Raw genomic sequence first — 16,462 nt, forward strand, 5'->3', positions numbered from 1 at the left:
GCTAGGTGACACTCCCGAAGTTCGTGTCGACGGCACCCGTCGGCACCTCCAGGCCAGCCAGTCGGCAACCCTGTGCGACCGGTCCGCCGGGAAGGATCGTGTACGTGTACCTGAGCCCGCCCTTCGCGTGGAACATCTCCTCCAGCGCATCGTGGAATTCGCGCACATTGATCCGATTGGCATCGTTCTCGTTACGTGCAAAATACTCCTGCAACGCCCGCACCACCTTCCAGTGGTCTTCGGTCAAGGTAATACCTTCCTTCTGCGCAACCTCGCGCGCCGCATCCGGCGTCCATCGGTCAGGGGCATGGGGATATTCGGGGTCATAGACCCGCTTCCCGGGATGCATGATATCGAACATCGTCGGTTCCGGCATGACAGGCCCTCCATGTTGTTGGCTTGTGGGAATACATGTTCGAGTATAGACGAGCTTGCCAGGCTTTGCTTGGCGACGCGTACGCGTGGCGCGGCAGCCCGTTGCCGGTGACCTTTACCTCCAAGCAGGTGCGTCCTGCCGGGCGCACCATAAAAAAAGGGGCCTGGCGGCCCCTTTTTTGTCTGCTGCGACCCCGATCAGCCCTCGCCGACCGCCTTCATGCTGAGACGGATGCGGCCCTGCTTGTCGACCTCCAGCACCTTGACCTTGACGATATCGCCTTCGGCCAGCTTGTCGCTGACGTTCTGCACGCGCTCGTCGCAGATCTGGGAGATGTGCACCAGCCCATCCTTGCCCGGCAGGATGGTCACGAAGGCACCAAAATCCATCAGCTTGGCGACCTTGCCCTCGTAGACGTTGCCGACCGTCACGTCCGCAGTAAGCTGTTCAACGCGATGTTTGGCCTCTTCACCGGCAGCCGCGTCCACTGAGGCGATCTTGACGATGCCGTCATCGGTGATGTCGATACTGGTGCCGGTCTCCTCGGTGATGGCGCGGATGGTGGCGCCGCCCTTGCCGATCACATCACGGATACGGTCCGGATTGATCTTCATGGTGATGTAGCGCGGTGCGAACTTGGACATCTCCTCGCGCGGACTGGCGATGGCGCCGCCCATTTTGCCAAGGATGTGCAGGCGCGCCTCGTGCGCCTGGGCCAGGGCGATCTCCATGATCTCTTTGGTGATGCCCTGGATCTTGATGTCCATCTGCAGCGCCGTCACACCGCTGGTGGTACCGGCAACCTTGAAGTCCATGTCGCCGAGATGATCCTCATCGCCCATGATGTCGGTCAGCACCGCGAACTGGTCGCCTTCCTTGATGAGACCCATGGCCACACCGGCCACCGGCGCCTTCAGCGGTACACCTGCATCCATCAGCGCCAGTGAGCTGCCGCAGACGGACGCCATGGAACTGGAGCCGTTGGATTCGGTGATCTCGGAGACGACGCGGATGCTGTACGGGAACGCATTGACGTCGGGCATCATGGCGACGATGCCGCGTTTGGCCAACCGGCCATGACCGATCTCACGGCGCTTGGGACTGCCGACGCGACCGGTTTCACCGACGCAGTAGGGCGGAAAATTGTAGTGGAACATGAAGTGTTCTTTGCGCTCGCCCTGCAGCGCATCGATGATCTGCGCATCGCGGGCGGTGCCCAGCGTGGCCACGACCAGCGCCTGCGTCTCGCCGCGGGTGAACAGCGCGGAGCCGTGCACGCGCGGCAGCACGCCGGTGCGAACGGTGATCGGCCGTACGGTCTTGGTGTCGCGACCGTCGATGCGCTTCTCGCCCGCGAGGATGCGGCCGCGCACGGTGTTGTATTCCAGGGTCTCGATGGCGGTGCGCACGGCCTCGGCGTCGAAGCGGGGGGTGGCGCCCTCCGCCGTCAGCTGGGCGGTGATGGCACTGCGGATCTCATCCAGGCGCGCGTAACGCTGCTGCTTGTCGGCGATCTGGTAGGCCTCGGTGAACCCGGCCCTGCCGGCGGCGGCGACGGCGTCGACCAGGGCCGTGTCGGTGGCCGGCGGCTGCCAGTCCCAGGCGGGTGTACCGACTTCGGTGGCCAGCTCGCGGATGGCCCTGATGGCCGTCTGCATCTGCTCATGCCCGAAGACCACCGAACCCAGCATGACCGCCTCAGGCAGCTCCTTGGCCTCGGATTCCACCATCAGCACGGCCTGCTCGGTGCCGGCGACGACCAGATTCAGCTGGGAGTCGGCAAGCTGGCTGGCGAGGGGGTTCAGCACATAGCTGCCGTCGATATAGGCGACGCGGGCCGCGCCGATCGGGCCCTGGAAGGGCATGCCCGAAATGGACAACGCGGCGGAGGCGCCCAGCAACGACGGGATATCCGGATCGATCTCCGGATCCAGCGACATCACCGTGGCGATGACCTGGACCTCATTAGTGAATCCCTCCGGGAACAGCGGGCGGATCGGTCGGTCGATGAGGCGCGAGACCAGGGTCTCGTTTTCACTGGGTCGCCCTTCACGTCGGAAGAATCCGCCCGGGATCTTGCCCGCGGCGTAGGTACGTTCCTGATAGTCGACGGTCAGCGGAAAGAAGTCGCGACCCTCGGCGCCCCGCTTCAGTCCCACGGCGGTGACCAGCACCACCGTATCACCCATGCTGACAATGACAGCGCCGCTGGCCTGACGCGCGATTTCCCCGGTCTCGAGGGTGACGGTGTGGGCACCGTACTGGAACGACTTCTTGATTGGATTCACTCTCTGCTGTCCTTACGCTGGAACTGGAGGAAAGCGCGACGGGTGGCCCCGGAACGAGCCACGCACGCAGAACGCTTAGCGACGCAGGCCGAGACGGCCGATGAGATCCTGATAGCGCTGGCCATCCTTGCGCTTCAGGTAATCGAGCATCTGGCGACGCTGGTTGACCATACGCAGCAGTCCCTGGCGGGAATGATGATCCTGCTTGTGGGTGGCAAAATGGTCGGTCAGATGGGTAATGCGTGCAGACAACAACGCCACCTGGACCTCGGGCGACCCGGTGTCGCCGGTGGCGCGCTGGTAATCCTTAACGATCTGGCCTTTCTGTTCGGCAGTCAAAGAAGACATAACTGGAAATACTCCCAAAAAACGCGTTTCGCGAAGCGTATCGTCACAAGCTGCGTATTGTAGCCGTGGCCGGAAACAGGAACAAGATCAGTGATCGCTGTGATCCCATAAACCCAAAAACTGCATTTGCCACGGAAACACACGGAAGACATTGGAATGAAACCGCGTCACGAAGCGCTGCCTCAGCATGTGACAGGTGACGCGGGATGTCGTGTGAAACCTGAGGTCCCGTCTGTGTTTTCCCGTGTTTTTCCACGTGCTTTCGTGGCGGACTGGGTGTTTTCAGGGCAAAAAATGATGGGACGGCAGTGATCGATGCCTGCCCGTGGCGGCTCCGATCAGCCCCCGGCCATCAGACGCTTGGGTGCCACCCGGCCGTCGTCGAGGATCTCGCCCATGCCCAGGAACTGACGATCGCCGGCATACAACCGGACCCAGCCGCTGGTGGGGGCGTGCGGGACCACCACCGGCTGGCCCTGGCGCAGATAGAAGGCCGTGTCGGCAGACAGGCGTACCTCCGGCCACTGACTGAGCGCCGTCTCGATGGGCAGGAGCAGGGTATCCAGGGCAGCCGGGCCCTCGGTCCCCGCCACGTCCTGGAGCCGGTCCAGACTGACCATGCCGGACTGGTCGTAGGGGCCCACCCCCAGGCGGCGCAGATCCGTTACATGCGCCCCACAACCCAGAGATTCGCCAATATCCTCAGCCAGGGTGCGGATATAGGTGCCCTTGGTGCAGCGCACGTCCAGATCCAGGTAAGGCGGTTCCCAGGCAGACAGTGTCAGGGAGTGGATGGTTACCCTGCGCGGCTGGCGCTCCACCTCGATCCCCTGGCGGGCCAGCGTGTAGAGGCGCTGACCCTGGTGCTTGAGGGCGGAATACATCGGCGGCACCTGTTCGATATCGCCACGGAAGCGCTCGAAGGCTGCCTCGATCCGGGCCACATCCAGGCCTTCCACGGGCCGGGTCTCGACGACCTCGCCCTCGGCATCACCGGTATTGGTCCTCTCGCCGAGTTTGCAGCGCACCTGGTAATGCTTGTCCGCATCCAGCAGGAACCCCGACACCTTGGTCGCCTCGCCCAGACAGATCGGCAACAGGCCACTGGCCAGCGGATCCAGGCTGCCCGTATGCCCCGCCTTGGCGGCCTGGAACAGCCGCTTGACGCTCTGCAGGGCCGCGTTGGAGGTCAGGCCCGAAGGCTTGTCCAGCAGCAGGATCCCGTTGACGTTTCTACCCTTGTTGCGACGTCGTGACATGTTGCGTGTAAACCCTTACTGCTCTGGCGCACCGAGTGCGCGGAAGAAACCATATACCGCAAAGGACGCAAAGGCGCGCCAAATCGTCTTGGCCACAAAACCCAAAACCAGAACTTTTACCGCAAAGGACGCGAAGGCGCGCAAAGGAATTTCTGGAATGAATTCAAAAACCACGTTGGCCACGGAAACACACGGAATGCAAAACCTGCTGTATCCCCATCTTCCGTGTATTTCCGTGTACTTCCGTGGCTGAAATACATTTTGGGTTTACTACCCATTAATGATTTTCCTTTGCGCGCCTTCGCGTCCTTTGCGGTAGAACTATTACTATCAGCTCAGTCCTCGTCATGCCGGTCCGACTTCACTGCCGCGTCGATGAGCGCGCTCAGGCGGCTGCCGCGTTCGATGGACTCATCGTAGACGAAATGCAGTTGCGGCACGCTGCGCACGATCATCTGCTGACCGAGCGCGTGGCGCAGAAAGCCGGTGGCCTTGTTCAGGATCTGCAGCGATATCTGCTGCGCCTCGGTATCGCCCAGCACGGAGATGTACACCTTGGCGTGGCCCAGATCGCGGCTGACCTGCACGGCCGAGACCGTGACCATGCCCAGACGGGGGTCCTTGATGTCGGTACGGATCAGCGCCGCGAGTTCGCGTTGCATCTGTTCGCCGACACGGCGGGTACGGGGGAAATCTCGGGGCATGCTACCTGGGCCTCGACGCCTGCCAGCGGGACGCCAGCCGCTGTCCGCTTCGATGAAGGACGGACACCACCGGCGTAACGACGGTACGGTCAGATCGTCCGAGCCACCTCGCTGCGCTGGAAGACCTCGATCTGGTCGCCCGGTTGAACGTCATTGTAGTTCTTGACACCGATACCGCACTCGGTGCCGGCGCGCACTTCACTGACATCGTCCTTGTGGCGGCGCAGAGATTCCAACTCACCCTCGAACACCACGACATTGTTGCGCAGCACGCGGATGGGTGCGCTGCGACGCACCACGCCATCGACCACCATGCAACCGGCGACAGCACCAAACTTGGAGGAGCGGAACACATCGCGGACCTCGGCCAGTCCGATGATCTCTTCCCGGATCTCCGGTGAGAGCATGCCGTTGATGGCCTTCTTGACGTCATCGATAGCGGTGTAGATCACGCTGTAATAGTGCAGATCGACACCCTGCTCTTCGACCAGCCGCCGGGCGGCCGCATCGGCACGCACGTTGAAGCCGATCATAATGGCCTTCGAGGCCAGCGCAAGATTGACGTCGGACTCATTGATGCCGCCGACGCCGCCCGCGACCACGCGCACACGCACCTCGTCCGTCGACAGCTTGGAAAGCGAATCGCGCAAGGCCTCGAGACTGCCTTGCACATCGGCCTTGATGACCAGATTGAGATCCAGGGTCTCGCCCTCGCCCATGTGTGAAAACACGTCCTCGAGCTTGGCCTGCTGCTGCCGTGCCAGCTTCACGTCACGGAGTTTGCCCTGGCGGAACAGTGCGACCTCGCGGGCCTTGCGCTCGTCGCTCACGACCACCACGTCGTCACCCGCATTGGGCGTGCCGGACAGACCCAGGACCACCACCGGCATCACCGGTCCGGCCTCCTGGATCGGGCGGCCGTTCTCATCGAACATCGCGCGTACGCGGCCCCACTCCTGGCCACTCAGGATCACATCACCCTTCTTCAGGACGCCGTTCCGTACCAGTACGGTTGCCACCGGGCCGCGGCCACGGTCCAGGCTGGACTCGATGATGACGCCGTTGGCCGGACAATCCTCGACCGCAGTGAGTTCCAACACCTCCGCCTGCAACAAAATGGCTTCGAGCAGATTGTCGATACCGTCGCCGGTCTTGGCCGACACCGGCACGAACTGCGTATCGCCACCCCAGTCTTCGGGGATGACTTCGCGCTTGACCAGTTCGTTCTTGACGCGATCGATATCGGCCTCGGGTTTGTCGACCTTGTTGATGGCCACGACGATGGGCACACCGGCGGCCTTGGCATGCTGGATAGCCTCTTCGGTCTGCGGCATGACGCCGTCGTCCGCCGCCACCACCAGAATGACGATATCGGTGATCTGTGCACCACGGGCACGCATGGCGCTGAACGCGGCGTGGCCGGGCGTATCCAGGAAGGTAATGGTCCCGCGCGGCGTATCGACGTGATAGGCGCCGACATGCTGCGTAATGCCACCCGCCTCGCCGGACGCAACCTTGGTACGGCGGATGTAGTCGAGCAGCGAGGTCTTGCCGTGATCGACGTGGCCCATGATGGTGACCACCGGTGAACGCGCCACCTGCTCGCCTTCGGTTTCGCCGCTCAGCACCAGCTGCGCTTCGAGTTCGTTCTCCTTGAGCAGCTTGACCTTGTGGCCCATATCCTCGACGAGGATCGCGGCAGTCTCCTGATCCAGTGTCTGATTGATGGTGACCATGGTCCCCATCTTCATCAAGGCCTTGATCAGGTCGGCGGCCTTGAGCGACATCTTCTGAGCGAGTTCGCTCACGGAGATGCTCTCCGGAATCGTGACCTCACGGATCACCGGCGCGGTCGGCCGTTCGAAGCCGTGGCGATCCGAGCCCGCGAGACTCACGCCACGCGTGGGTGCGCGTTTCTTCTTGCGGCGGCCGGCCATGTCGGCCGCCACATGCAGTTCCTTGCGGCCGTAGCGACTGCGGCGGTCCTCGTCTGCCCCGGTGCGCTTGGCCTTGCGGCCGCCAGCCTTTTCCTTTTCTTTTTCCTTCTCGGCCGCTTCCTTGACGCGTGCCTCCTCTTCCGCTTTCAGACGTGCCGCTTCGTCGGCGAGATGGCGCTCCAGTTCAGTCTTGCGCGAGGTCTCCTCAGTAGACTTGGTCAGCGCGACCTCGTCGCGAGCGCGTTGTTCGGCCTCCTCCTGCTCGCGGCGGCGCTGCTCCTCAGCATTCCGACGTGCCTCTTCGGCGGCGCGTTGCTCGGCCTCCTCCTGCTCAAGACGCGCACGCTCGGCGGCCTCTTCGTCGATGCGCTTCTGTTCCTCGGCGACGACGGCGCTGCGCTTCACATAGGTGCGCTTGCGGCGCACCTCGACGGCCACCGTCTTGGTAGCTGCGGTACGACCCTGGCCGGTGGGAACCTTGAGTTCGCTGTGCGTCTTGCGGCGCAGTGTGATCTTCTTCGGCTCGGCAACCATGATGGGTTCGCCCGCCGCCTTGCCGTGGCTCTTACGCAGGAAGGTCAGCAACTCCAGCTTTTCCTCTTCATTGATGGTTTCATCGGCGCTGGATTTTTGCAGCCCGGCGTCACCCAGCTGCGCCAACAGGCGATCGACCGGGATACCGACGACTTCTGCAAATTGCTTGACTGTGACTTCCGACATTGTATTTCTGCTCCTGGAGGAATCAGCCCTGCTGCTCTTCCGCAAACCAGGGTGCGCGCGCTGCCATGATCAGCGCGGCGGCGCGATCCTCGTCCATACCTTCGATATCCATCAGCTCATCAACTGCCAATTCGGCCAGATCCTCCTGGGTGACCACACCGCGGCTGGCCAGCGTGTGTGCTAGTTTGGGGTCCATGCCATCCAGATTGAGAAGATCCTCGGCTGGCCCGCTGTCACCCAGTGATTCCTGGACGATGGCACGGGTCAGCAGCACGTCACGGGCTCGTCCGCGCAGCTCATCGACCATGTCCTCGTCGAATTCTTCAACCTCGAGCAGCTCGGCGGCCGGCACATAGGCGACCTCCTCGATACTGGAGAAGCCCTCCTGCACCAGGATCACAGCGAGATCCTCGTCGACGTCCAACTGCTCCATGAACAGCTGCTGCAGCGACTGGGCCTCGGCCTCGCTCTTCTGCTCGGCCTGCTGCTCGGTCATCACATTCAGCTCCCACCCGGTGAGTTGGCTGGCCAGGCGCACGTTCTGACCACCGCGGCCGATGGCCTGCGACAGCTGCTCCTCGGCAATGGCCAGATCCATGCTGTGTTCGTCCTCGTCCACCACGATCGACATGACTTCGGCTGGCGACATGGCGTTGATGACGAACTGCGCGGCATTCTCATTCCACAGGATGATGTCAATGCGCTCGCCAGCGAGTTCGTTCGATACCGCCTGCACGCGCGAGCCGCGCATACCGACACAGGCGCCGACCGGATCGATGCGCGGATCGTTCGACTTCACCGCGATCTTGGCGCGCAGGCCGGGGTCGCGCGCGGCACCGAGGATCTCGATCAGGCCCTGGCCGATCTCCGGCACCTCGATCTTGAACAGCTCGATGAGAAACTGCGGAGCGACACGGGTGACGAACAGCTGCGGACCGCGCGGTTCCGAGCGTACGTCCCTGAGGTAGCCGCGCAAGCGGTCACCGAGACGCACGGATTCGCGCGGGATCATGTCTTCGCGTGCCACCAGGGCCTCGGCGTTGCCACCGAGATCGAGATAGACGTTGCCGCGCTCGACGCGCTTGACGATGCCGGTCACCAGGTCGCCGATGCGATCGGAGTAGGCCTCGACGACCTGCTCACGCTCGGCCTCGCGCACCTTCTGGACGATCACCTGCTTAGCGGTCTGGGCGGCGATACGGCCGAAGGCCTCGGAGGGAATCGGCTCCTCGATGTATTCACCGACCTGGATACCAGGGCGCAGCTGCTGGGCACGTGCGTACAAGACCTGACGATCCGGGGATTCGAATTCTTCATCCTCGTCGTCCACCACCAGCCAGCGGCGGAAGGTGTCGTAATCACCAGTCTGGCGGTCGATCTGCACGCGCGCGTCGATCTCGCCACCATGGCGCTTCTTGGTGGCAGAGGCAAGGGCCGCCTCGATCGCCTCGAAGATCACATCTTTATCGACGCCCTTTTCGTTGGAAACCGCGTCGGCTACGAGAAGAATTTCTTTGTTCATGACCACCTGCCTCCCATTACGGAAGCGCTAAAGATCCGGGACCAACCGGGCCTGCTCCACCTGATCCAATGACAGACTGACCCGTGTGCCATCCTGCTGTTCGATCACCACCTGCTGCTCGTGCAACCCCTGCAACAGGCCTTTGAAGTTGCGTTGTCCGTCTACCGGGAAGCGCGTACGCAGCTTCACCTCGCGGCCGGTGAAACGCTCGAAATCCTGTGCCTGAAACAGCGGCCGGTCCAATCCCGGCGACGACACCTCCAGGGTGTAGTTCCCCGGCACCGGGTCCTCGACGTCGAGCAGACCGCTGACCTGATAGCTCACGGCCGAGCAGTCGTCGATGGTCACGCCCCCGGGCTTGTCGATATATACCCGTAGCAATCCGTGCTTGCCGCTGGGGCGGTATTCGATACCAACCAGTTCGCAAGCCAGCGCGGTGACCGCCGGTTCCAGCAACACCCGCAGATTGAAAGGATCCTGCCGCATTCACCCACCCGGAAACAAAAAATGGGCCCGAGGCCCACTTCAAGTCCTGCACAACCCCGGCCCCGGAAGCAGCGCCCCGCGGCGGGATCCCAGGTCGTTTCCAGGCGTTGCACGCACTTTCATCCGTCGCCGACCCACATCCGCCCCTTGCAGGAGGGTCATGCCCGGCGCCAAGCAACCGTCCGCAGGTCAAACCGAGAATCCCGCGGCGCCGCGTATTATAGGTTGCCACCGATCGAGCCGCAACCGTCGGTTTCGGTCTCAGAATCCGCCGCACCTGCCGCCCCTTGTGGCGCGCCGTGTTTTCGCTGACCATGACGACCCACCACAACCCAGCGCCGCGATTTTCGTTCACCACGAGCAACACCCATGCACTGCCGACCGAGCCCGTCCCGATCACGCGCACGCCGTAACCCGCTACAATGGCTGCGGGTGTGGTTGCTGGCCGGCCTCACCGGACTGCTGGCCGTCGCCCCCGCCTGGGCCCAGACGCCGCACGAGTCGGACGAGATCTGGCTGGAGGTCGACACCAGCCAGCTGCTGCTCCGCATCATGCGGGGCGATCAGATCCTGCACACCTTCGAAGATATCGCCATCGGCCGTTACGGCACCACCCGTGACAAACGGCGCCTCGACGGCCGGACACCCTTGGGCGAATTCCGCATCAGCCGAATCAATAACGAGTCGTCTTTCCGCCGCTTCTATGGCTTCGACTATCCACATCTGGAGCAGGCCGAACGCGCGCTACAGGCAGGTGATCTCGATCCGTCCGCCTACGTCGCCATCCGCAACGCCGTGCGCAGCCGCCGGCTTCCGCCCCAGACCACCGTACTGGGCGGCTATCTGGGTATCCACGGCCTCGGCACCGGCGACCCCGAGGTGCACGAGAACTTCAATTGGACCAACGGCTGTATCGCCCTTACCAATGAACAGATCGACCGCCTGGCCGAGTGGGTGGGCCTCGGCACGAGAGTCGTGGTTTATTGATCCAGGTCCTTGCGTTTTTCGCCTATCCCAAGGACAATCGCGCCCGAATTTAAGAAGGAACAACGAAGCAGGCACCCGCACCAAAACCCCGACCCGATTCCCAATCCACTAGCAAGAGGACACTTTCAATGAATATCAAGACTGTTGCCGCTGGTATCGCCCTGATCGCAGCCACCACCCTCACCGGCTGTGCCAGCACCACCGACATCGAGAGCCTGAAGAGCCAGATCGCTCAGGCGCAGAGCACCGCCGACGGCGCCGCGACCAAGGCCGATGCCGCCGCAGCCGACGCCGCAGCCGCCAAGGCTGCCGCCGCCAACGCTCAGGCCACCGCCAACGAGGCCAAGGCCAAGGCCGAGGAAACCGACGCCAAGATCAATCGCATGTTCAAGAAGACGATGTACAAGTAAGACCCAGTATCAGTGCCGTACCAGGACCGGGGCCTCGTGCCCCGGTTTTTTTTTGGGACTTCAGCGGGATCGGACGGTCAGGTCGTTGCGCGAGATGACCACCGGCAGGCCGCGCTGTTCATGTACCGCGCGGTTGATCGCCTCGCCGCTGATCGGTACCGGGCGTTTCTTCAACGCCGCTTCGACCACATCCAGTGCCGTGTTCATCAAGGCCGTCTTACCGGCGATGTCCTCCTCCAACGGCGGGTGGACCTCCATATAGAGCATACCCGCGAACCAGCCGACCTTGACCGGCTGATTCACGATCTGTACCGGCGTACCGACCGGGACCTCCTGGTAGATGATCTCAATGTCCTCGGGATACATGCGCAGGCAGCCGTGGGTGACACGCATACCGACGCCCCAGGGCTTGTCGGTGCCGTGGATCAGATAGCCGGGAATGTTCAGCCGCAGTGCGAACTGGCCCAGCGGATTGTTGGGTCCAGGCGGGACGTACTCCGGCAGCGTCTCGCCGCGCGCGGCGGCCTCGGCCCGGATGGATTGGGGCGGTCGCCACGCCGGATCCTTCTGCTTGGACGCGACCTTCGCCTGCCCGAGCGGCGTCGCCCAGTCCATCCGGCCGACGCTGACCGGATAGGTCTTCACGACCCGTGGCTCGTCCTTCCTGGCCGGCGGATAAAAGTACACACGCATCTCCGGTACATTCAGGACCACGCCGTCGCGCGGTGCGTCCGGCAGGATATAGCGTGTCGGCAGCAGTACCGGCGTGCCGTCGCCCGGCAGCCAGCGATCGACATCCGGGTTGGCGATGACAATCTCGTCATGGCCGAGATGATAGCGGCGGGCAATATCCAGCAGCGTATCTTCGTGTTGGGCGTGAATGGTACGCACCTGACCGACGAGGTCGACGTCCGTGGGCGGCAGGGGGAGGGTCTCGGCGGACACCGGCACGGCCACACCTCCCAGCGCGAGCGTGAGCAGCAAGTGACGGAGTCGAATGGCGTGGCGGGTCAGGGACATCGGCAATCTGAAGGCTTCGCTATCAAAGAAGGCAGGGGGCCAACGGGGCCTTGCACGCTCCCAATGATCAGGGACGGGGCTGCATTCTACGGTATGGCGGGCCCGACACAACCCCTCTGCCCGCCGGGCACGGGGCCGGCACGGGCTCAGCCGCCCGGTTCCAACCCCGCCTCGGCGACGCGTCCCTGGTCAGCAGCCCGGGCGTGATCCCGCGCCAGCACCAGGTACACCGCCGGGACGACGAACAGCGTGAACAGCGTGCCGACACCGAGTCCCGTGGCGACCACCAGGCCGATGTCGAAGCGGCTTACCGCACCCGGACCGCTGGCGGTGAGCAGCGGAAACATGGCGACGATCATGGATACCGTGGTCATGAGGATCGGGCGCAGGCGGATACTGGAGGCCTTCTCCACCGCCGCACGCTTGTCCAGGCCCTCGTGTATCTGCAACTGGTTGGCGAACTCGACGATGAGAATACCGTTCTTGGTGATCAACCCGATGAGCGTGATCAGTCCCACCTGGGTGTAGATATTGATCGTCGCCAGGCCCATGGTCATGAAGATCAACGCACCGGCGATGGACATGGGCACCGACACCAGGATGATGAGCGGGTCACGCCAGCTTTCGAACTGTGCCGCCAGCACCAGATAAATCACCAGAATGGACATGAAGAAAGTCAGGATCAGTGCACTGCCCTGCTGGGCGTACTGACGTGACATACCCGTATAATCCCAGCCGAAGCCACGCGGGAAGGTCTCGCGCGCCTGCGCCTCCAGATAGGCGAGTGCATCGCCGAGCGGCACGCCCGGCGTCATCACACCCTGGACGGTGACCGCATTGAGCTGCTGGAACTGGGTGCGCTGGCTGGGCTCGACCGTCTCCTCGAAGTGCACCAGCATCGACAGCGGCACCAGTTCGCCGGATGCGGTCGGGATGTAGTAGCTGTTCAGCTTGTCGGCACTCACCCGATAGTCGCGCGCCACCTGCGGAATGACCTTGTAGCTGCGTCCTTCCAGGCTGAAGCGGTTGACGAAGTTACCACCGAGCATGGTCGAGAGATTGCTACCGATATCCTGCATGGTGATACCGAGATCGGCGGCACGGTCACGGTCGATGAGCAGATTGGTCTTGGGACGCGAGAATTCGACGGTCTTCTGCAGAAACATGAAACGTCCACTCTGCATGGCCACGCCGATCAGGCCATCGGCGACCTCGTCCAGGCGGTCGTAATCCGCATCCGAGCTGATCACGAACTGCACCGGCAGACCGCCACCCGAACCCGGCAGGCTGGGCCGCGGGAACACCGCCGTCTGGAAGCCCGCGACCTGGTTCAGCTTCGCCTGCAACTCCGGCTGGATATCCATTTGTGAGCGTTCGCGCGCGGAGGGCGGCGGCATCTTGAAGCCGCCGAACACGGTGCTGGAGTCGCGCCCGAACCCGAGGATGAGAAAACTCTCGTGGTATTCCGGGATATCCTCGAAGATCGACACGATCTGCTGCGTGTAGGGCGCGTTGTACTCCAGTGTCGCCGTTTGCGGCGCACGCGCCTGGAAGAACAGGATACTCTGATCCTCGGTCGGCGCCAGTTCGCTCTGGGTGGTGACGAACATGAAATAGATGCTCACCAGTATCGCCACAGCGAATACCAGTATCACCGGCACATAGTCGAGCGTGGCATGCAGGCGGCGCTGATAGCCGGCCGCCAGCCGTGTGAAGAAACGCTCCACGGCGTGCTCGAACCGGCCCGGCGCGCCATGCGGCTTGAGTACCTTGCTCGACAGCATCGGCGACAGCGTCAGGGCCACGATACCCGAGACCACCACGGCACCGGCAAGGGCGAACGCGAATTCGGTGAACAGGGTACCGACCAATCCGCCCATGAAGCCGATGGGCGCGTACACCGCCACCAGGGTGGTGGTCATGGCAATGATGGGCATCGCCAGTTCCCGGGCCCCGCGCAGAGCCGCCTCGGTACGCGTCGCACCCGCCTCAATATGCCGATGAATGTTTTCGACCACGATGATGGCGTCGTCCACCACCAGGCCGATGGCCAGCACCATGGCCAGCAGGGTCAGCAGATTCACCGAAAATCCCAGCAATAACATGACGAAAGCACCGCCAATCAGTGACAGCGGCACGGCCACCGCAGGGATCAGCGCCGCGCGCATCGACCCCAGTGACAGGAAGATCACTGTGAGCACGATCAGCATCGCCTCGAGCAGTGTCTTGAACACCTCGTTGATGGAATCCTCGATATAGATGCTCGCGTCGTAGGGAATGTGCACGTTCAACCCTTCGGGCAGTTGACTGCGTACCTCCGGCATGAGGCTGTGGATACTCTGGGCGACGGTGAGCGGATTGGCGCCCGGCGCCGGTTCGATGCCGATGAAGATCGCCGTCTTGCCCTTGTACCAGCTGGCCGAATCGTAATCCTCGGAACCCAGATGCGGTACGGCGACATCCTCCAAGCGTACCAGTGCCCCGTTCTCGCTACGCACTACCAATCTGCGGAAATCTTCTTCACTGCTGATGTCGGTATCGGCAGTCAGATCGATGGCGACGTAGGCACCCTTGGTCTGGCCGACGGCGGAGAGGAAATTGTTCTCCCGCAGCACGTCCTGCACGTCGTCCGGGGATACGCCCAGGGCCGCCATGCGTTGCGGATCCAGCCATACACGCATGGCGAAGGTCTTGCTGCCGAGCAGCTGGGCCTTGGCCACGCCAGCCACCGCCTGCAACTTGGGCTGCACGACGCGCAGCAGATAATCGCTGATCTGCGCGGGTTGCATCTGATCGGAATAGAAGGCCATGTACATCAACGCGGTCGAATCCCCGGTGGTGGAATCGATCACCGGATCGTCGGCCTCGGCCGGCAGCACGTTGCGCTGGCTCGCCACCTTGGCCTGAATCTCGGCGACGGCCGCGTTCGGGTCGTGGTTGAGCACCATGTGTGCCTCGATGGTCGAGACACCCTGGGTACTGCGTGCAAACAGATAGTCGATACCATCGGCCTCGGCGATGGCCTGTTGCAGTGGTGTCGTTATGAAGCCTTTGATGAGCTCGCTGCTGGCCCCGGCATAGGTCGTCGTGACCGTGACCACGGTGTTCTGGGTCTCAGGATACTGACGCAGCTCCAGCGAGCCGATGGAGCGTAACCCGATCACCAGGATCAGCAGGCTCACCACGCTGGCGAGGACCGGACGGTGAATGAAGATATCCGTGAATTTCATGCACGCGTCCCTCGCAACGCCGCCGGTGCGATGTCGTTGTCCATGCGGCGCATCATTCGCCCATCTCGCCCATGAGTTCTACCACGTTGTCGATGACCACCGGCTGGCCGTTGCGCAGCTTGTTGTGGCCGGCGCTCACCACCCGATCTCCGGCGGCAAGCCCGGCGCGGATCTCTACGCGCCGTTCGCGCACCTCACCGGTCTCGATCTGGCGGCGCTGCACCACCAGCTGTCCGTCCCGGTCTTCGATGACGAATACTGAATTACCATAGGGGTTGTAGGAGATCGCACGCTCCGGCAGGGTAAGCACGCCGCTGCGCGGCGGCAACAGCGTGCGCACCTCAGCGAACATGCCGGGGCGCAGCTGCTTGGCAGGGTTCTCCAGGCGGGCACGCACGCGGATACTGCGCGTGCCGGCCGCGATGCGCGGACTGATCGCGTCGATGCGGCCGGTAAAATGCGACTGCGGGTAGGCCTGCACGTCGACCTCGATTGCCTGGCCGACGGCGAGATCGCCGAGGTACCGCTCCGGCAGGCTGTAGTCGGCATAAATGGGATCGAGCGATTGCAGCGACACGATCTCCGCACCGGGGGCGAGATACTGTCCGAGGTCCACCTGGCGGATACCCAGCTCACCGGTAAAGGGCGCGCGGACGGCCTTCTTGCGGATGATCGCCTGCTTACTGGCGACCAGCGAGGCGGCACTGTCGAGCGCGGCCCTGGCCTGATCATATTCCGAACGCGAGACCGACTTCTCCTTCACCAGCCGGGCGGCGCGTTCGAAGGTGATCTCGCCCAGCCGCTGCGCCGCGACCAGTCCGGCCAGCTCGGCCCGGTCGACCTCGTCGTCGAGCTGCACCAGCAGATCGCCGGCACTGACCTGCTGGCCCGACTCGAAATGGATAGCCCGCACCTGACCGGCGATCTCGTTCGATACGAACACACCCTGGGTGGCGGTCAGGCTGCCGACCGCCGACAGATACGGCCGCCAGGATTCGGTCTCGACGGTCGCCGCGGCGACGGTCGCCGGCGGCGGCGGCGCCGCCATCATCGCGGCCATCCGGGTCCCTGTGTAGTACTTCCAGCCGAACACGCCGCCGAACAGAATGGCGAGTGCGAGGATAACGAGGATCAGTCGTTTGAGCACGGACGCTCCCAAGATCGCGTACGGGGCG

The 16,462-nt window shown here is 63.2% G+C and carries 14 protein-coding genes; 2 read left to right on the plus strand and 12 right to left on the minus strand.

Translation table 11 applies throughout. The features are described from left to right. Position 1: 1 nt before the first annotated feature. The 9 genes from K8I04_00405 to rimP form a co-directional block, all read right to left on the minus strand. Positions 2-376 (minus strand): TusE/DsrC/DsvC family sulfur relay protein, encoded by a 375-nt coding sequence (locus tag K8I04_00405; GenBank protein MBZ0070182.1) that lies wholly within the window; start codon positions 374-376, stop codon positions 2-4. A gap of 197 nt (positions 377-573) precedes the next feature. After that, positions 574-2,664, minus strand: coding sequence for a polyribonucleotide nucleotidyltransferase (pnp, locus tag K8I04_00410; protein MBZ0070183.1), 2,091 nt, complete (start codon positions 2,662-2,664; stop codon positions 574-576). A 75-nt stretch (positions 2,665-2,739) separates the two neighbouring features. Next, positions 2,740-3,012, minus strand: a complete 273-nt coding sequence (gene rpsO / locus K8I04_00415; protein ID MBZ0070184.1) for a 30S ribosomal protein S15 — start codon at positions 3,010-3,012, stop codon at positions 2,740-2,742. Positions 3,013-3,350: 338 nt separating this feature from the next. After that, entirely contained in the window at positions 3,351-4,271 is a 921-nt protein-coding gene (truB, locus tag K8I04_00420; protein ID MBZ0070185.1) for a tRNA pseudouridine(55) synthase TruB, read from the minus strand. 15 nt (positions 4,272-4,286) lie between these two features. Beyond that, positions 4,287-4,454 (minus strand): hypothetical protein, encoded by a 168-nt coding sequence (locus tag K8I04_00425; GenBank protein ID MBZ0070186.1) that lies wholly within the window; start codon positions 4,452-4,454, stop codon positions 4,287-4,289. 152 nt (positions 4,455-4,606) lie between these two features. Continuing rightward, on the minus strand, positions 4,607-4,975 hold the full coding sequence (rbfA, locus tag K8I04_00430) for a 30S ribosome-binding factor RbfA (GenBank protein ID MBZ0070187.1): 369 nt from the start codon (positions 4,973-4,975) through the stop codon (positions 4,607-4,609). A gap of 89 nt (positions 4,976-5,064) precedes the next feature. Next, entirely contained in the window at positions 5,065-7,632 is a 2,568-nt protein-coding gene (infB, locus tag K8I04_00435; protein ID MBZ0070188.1) for a translation initiation factor IF-2, read from the minus strand. Positions 7,633-7,654: 22 nt separating this feature from the next. Continuing rightward, entirely contained in the window at positions 7,655-9,154 is a 1,500-nt protein-coding gene (gene nusA, locus K8I04_00440) for a transcription termination factor NusA (protein ID MBZ0070189.1), read from the minus strand. A 27-nt stretch (positions 9,155-9,181) separates the two neighbouring features. Beyond that, positions 9,182-9,640: a ribosome maturation factor RimP gene (gene rimP, locus K8I04_00445; GenBank protein ID MBZ0070190.1), complete on the minus strand. Its 459-nt coding sequence runs from the start codon at positions 9,638-9,640 to the stop codon at positions 9,182-9,184. A gap of 369 nt (positions 9,641-10,009) precedes the next feature. Between rimP and K8I04_00450 the strand changes: the two genes are divergently transcribed. Together K8I04_00450 and K8I04_00455 are read left to right on the plus strand one after the other, a co-directional pair. After that, complete coding sequence (locus K8I04_00450) at positions 10,010-10,627, plus strand: L,D-transpeptidase (GenBank protein MBZ0070191.1); 618 nt, start codon at positions 10,010-10,012, stop codon at positions 10,625-10,627. A 128-nt stretch (positions 10,628-10,755) separates the two neighbouring features. Next, a complete protein-coding gene (locus tag K8I04_00455; protein MBZ0070192.1) occupies positions 10,756-11,037 on the plus strand; it encodes a hypothetical protein in 282 nt (93 codons plus the stop codon). A gap of 60 nt (positions 11,038-11,097) precedes the next feature. On the opposite strand, the gene K8I04_00460 is transcribed toward K8I04_00455, so the two are convergent. From K8I04_00460 to K8I04_00470, 3 genes are all read right to left on the minus strand, one after another. Further along, positions 11,098-12,057 carry a L,D-transpeptidase family protein gene (locus tag K8I04_00460; GenBank protein MBZ0070193.1) on the minus strand — a complete coding sequence of 320 codons (960 nt, stop codon included), beginning with the start codon at positions 12,055-12,057 and terminating at the stop codon, positions 11,098-11,100. 146 nt (positions 12,058-12,203) lie between these two features. Continuing rightward, positions 12,204-15,287 (minus strand): efflux RND transporter permease subunit, encoded by a 3,084-nt coding sequence (locus tag K8I04_00465; protein ID MBZ0070194.1) that lies wholly within the window; start codon positions 15,285-15,287, stop codon positions 12,204-12,206. 52 nt (positions 15,288-15,339) lie between these two features. Continuing rightward, on the minus strand, positions 15,340-16,434 hold the full coding sequence (locus K8I04_00470) for an efflux RND transporter periplasmic adaptor subunit (GenBank protein ID MBZ0070195.1): 1,095 nt from the start codon (positions 16,432-16,434) through the stop codon (positions 15,340-15,342). Positions 16,435-16,462: the final 28 nt, after the last annotated feature.

The organism is Gammaproteobacteria bacterium, assembly GCA_019911805.1.
GTDB lineage: Bacteria > Pseudomonadota > Gammaproteobacteria > Thiohalobacterales > Thiohalobacteraceae > JAHJQQ01.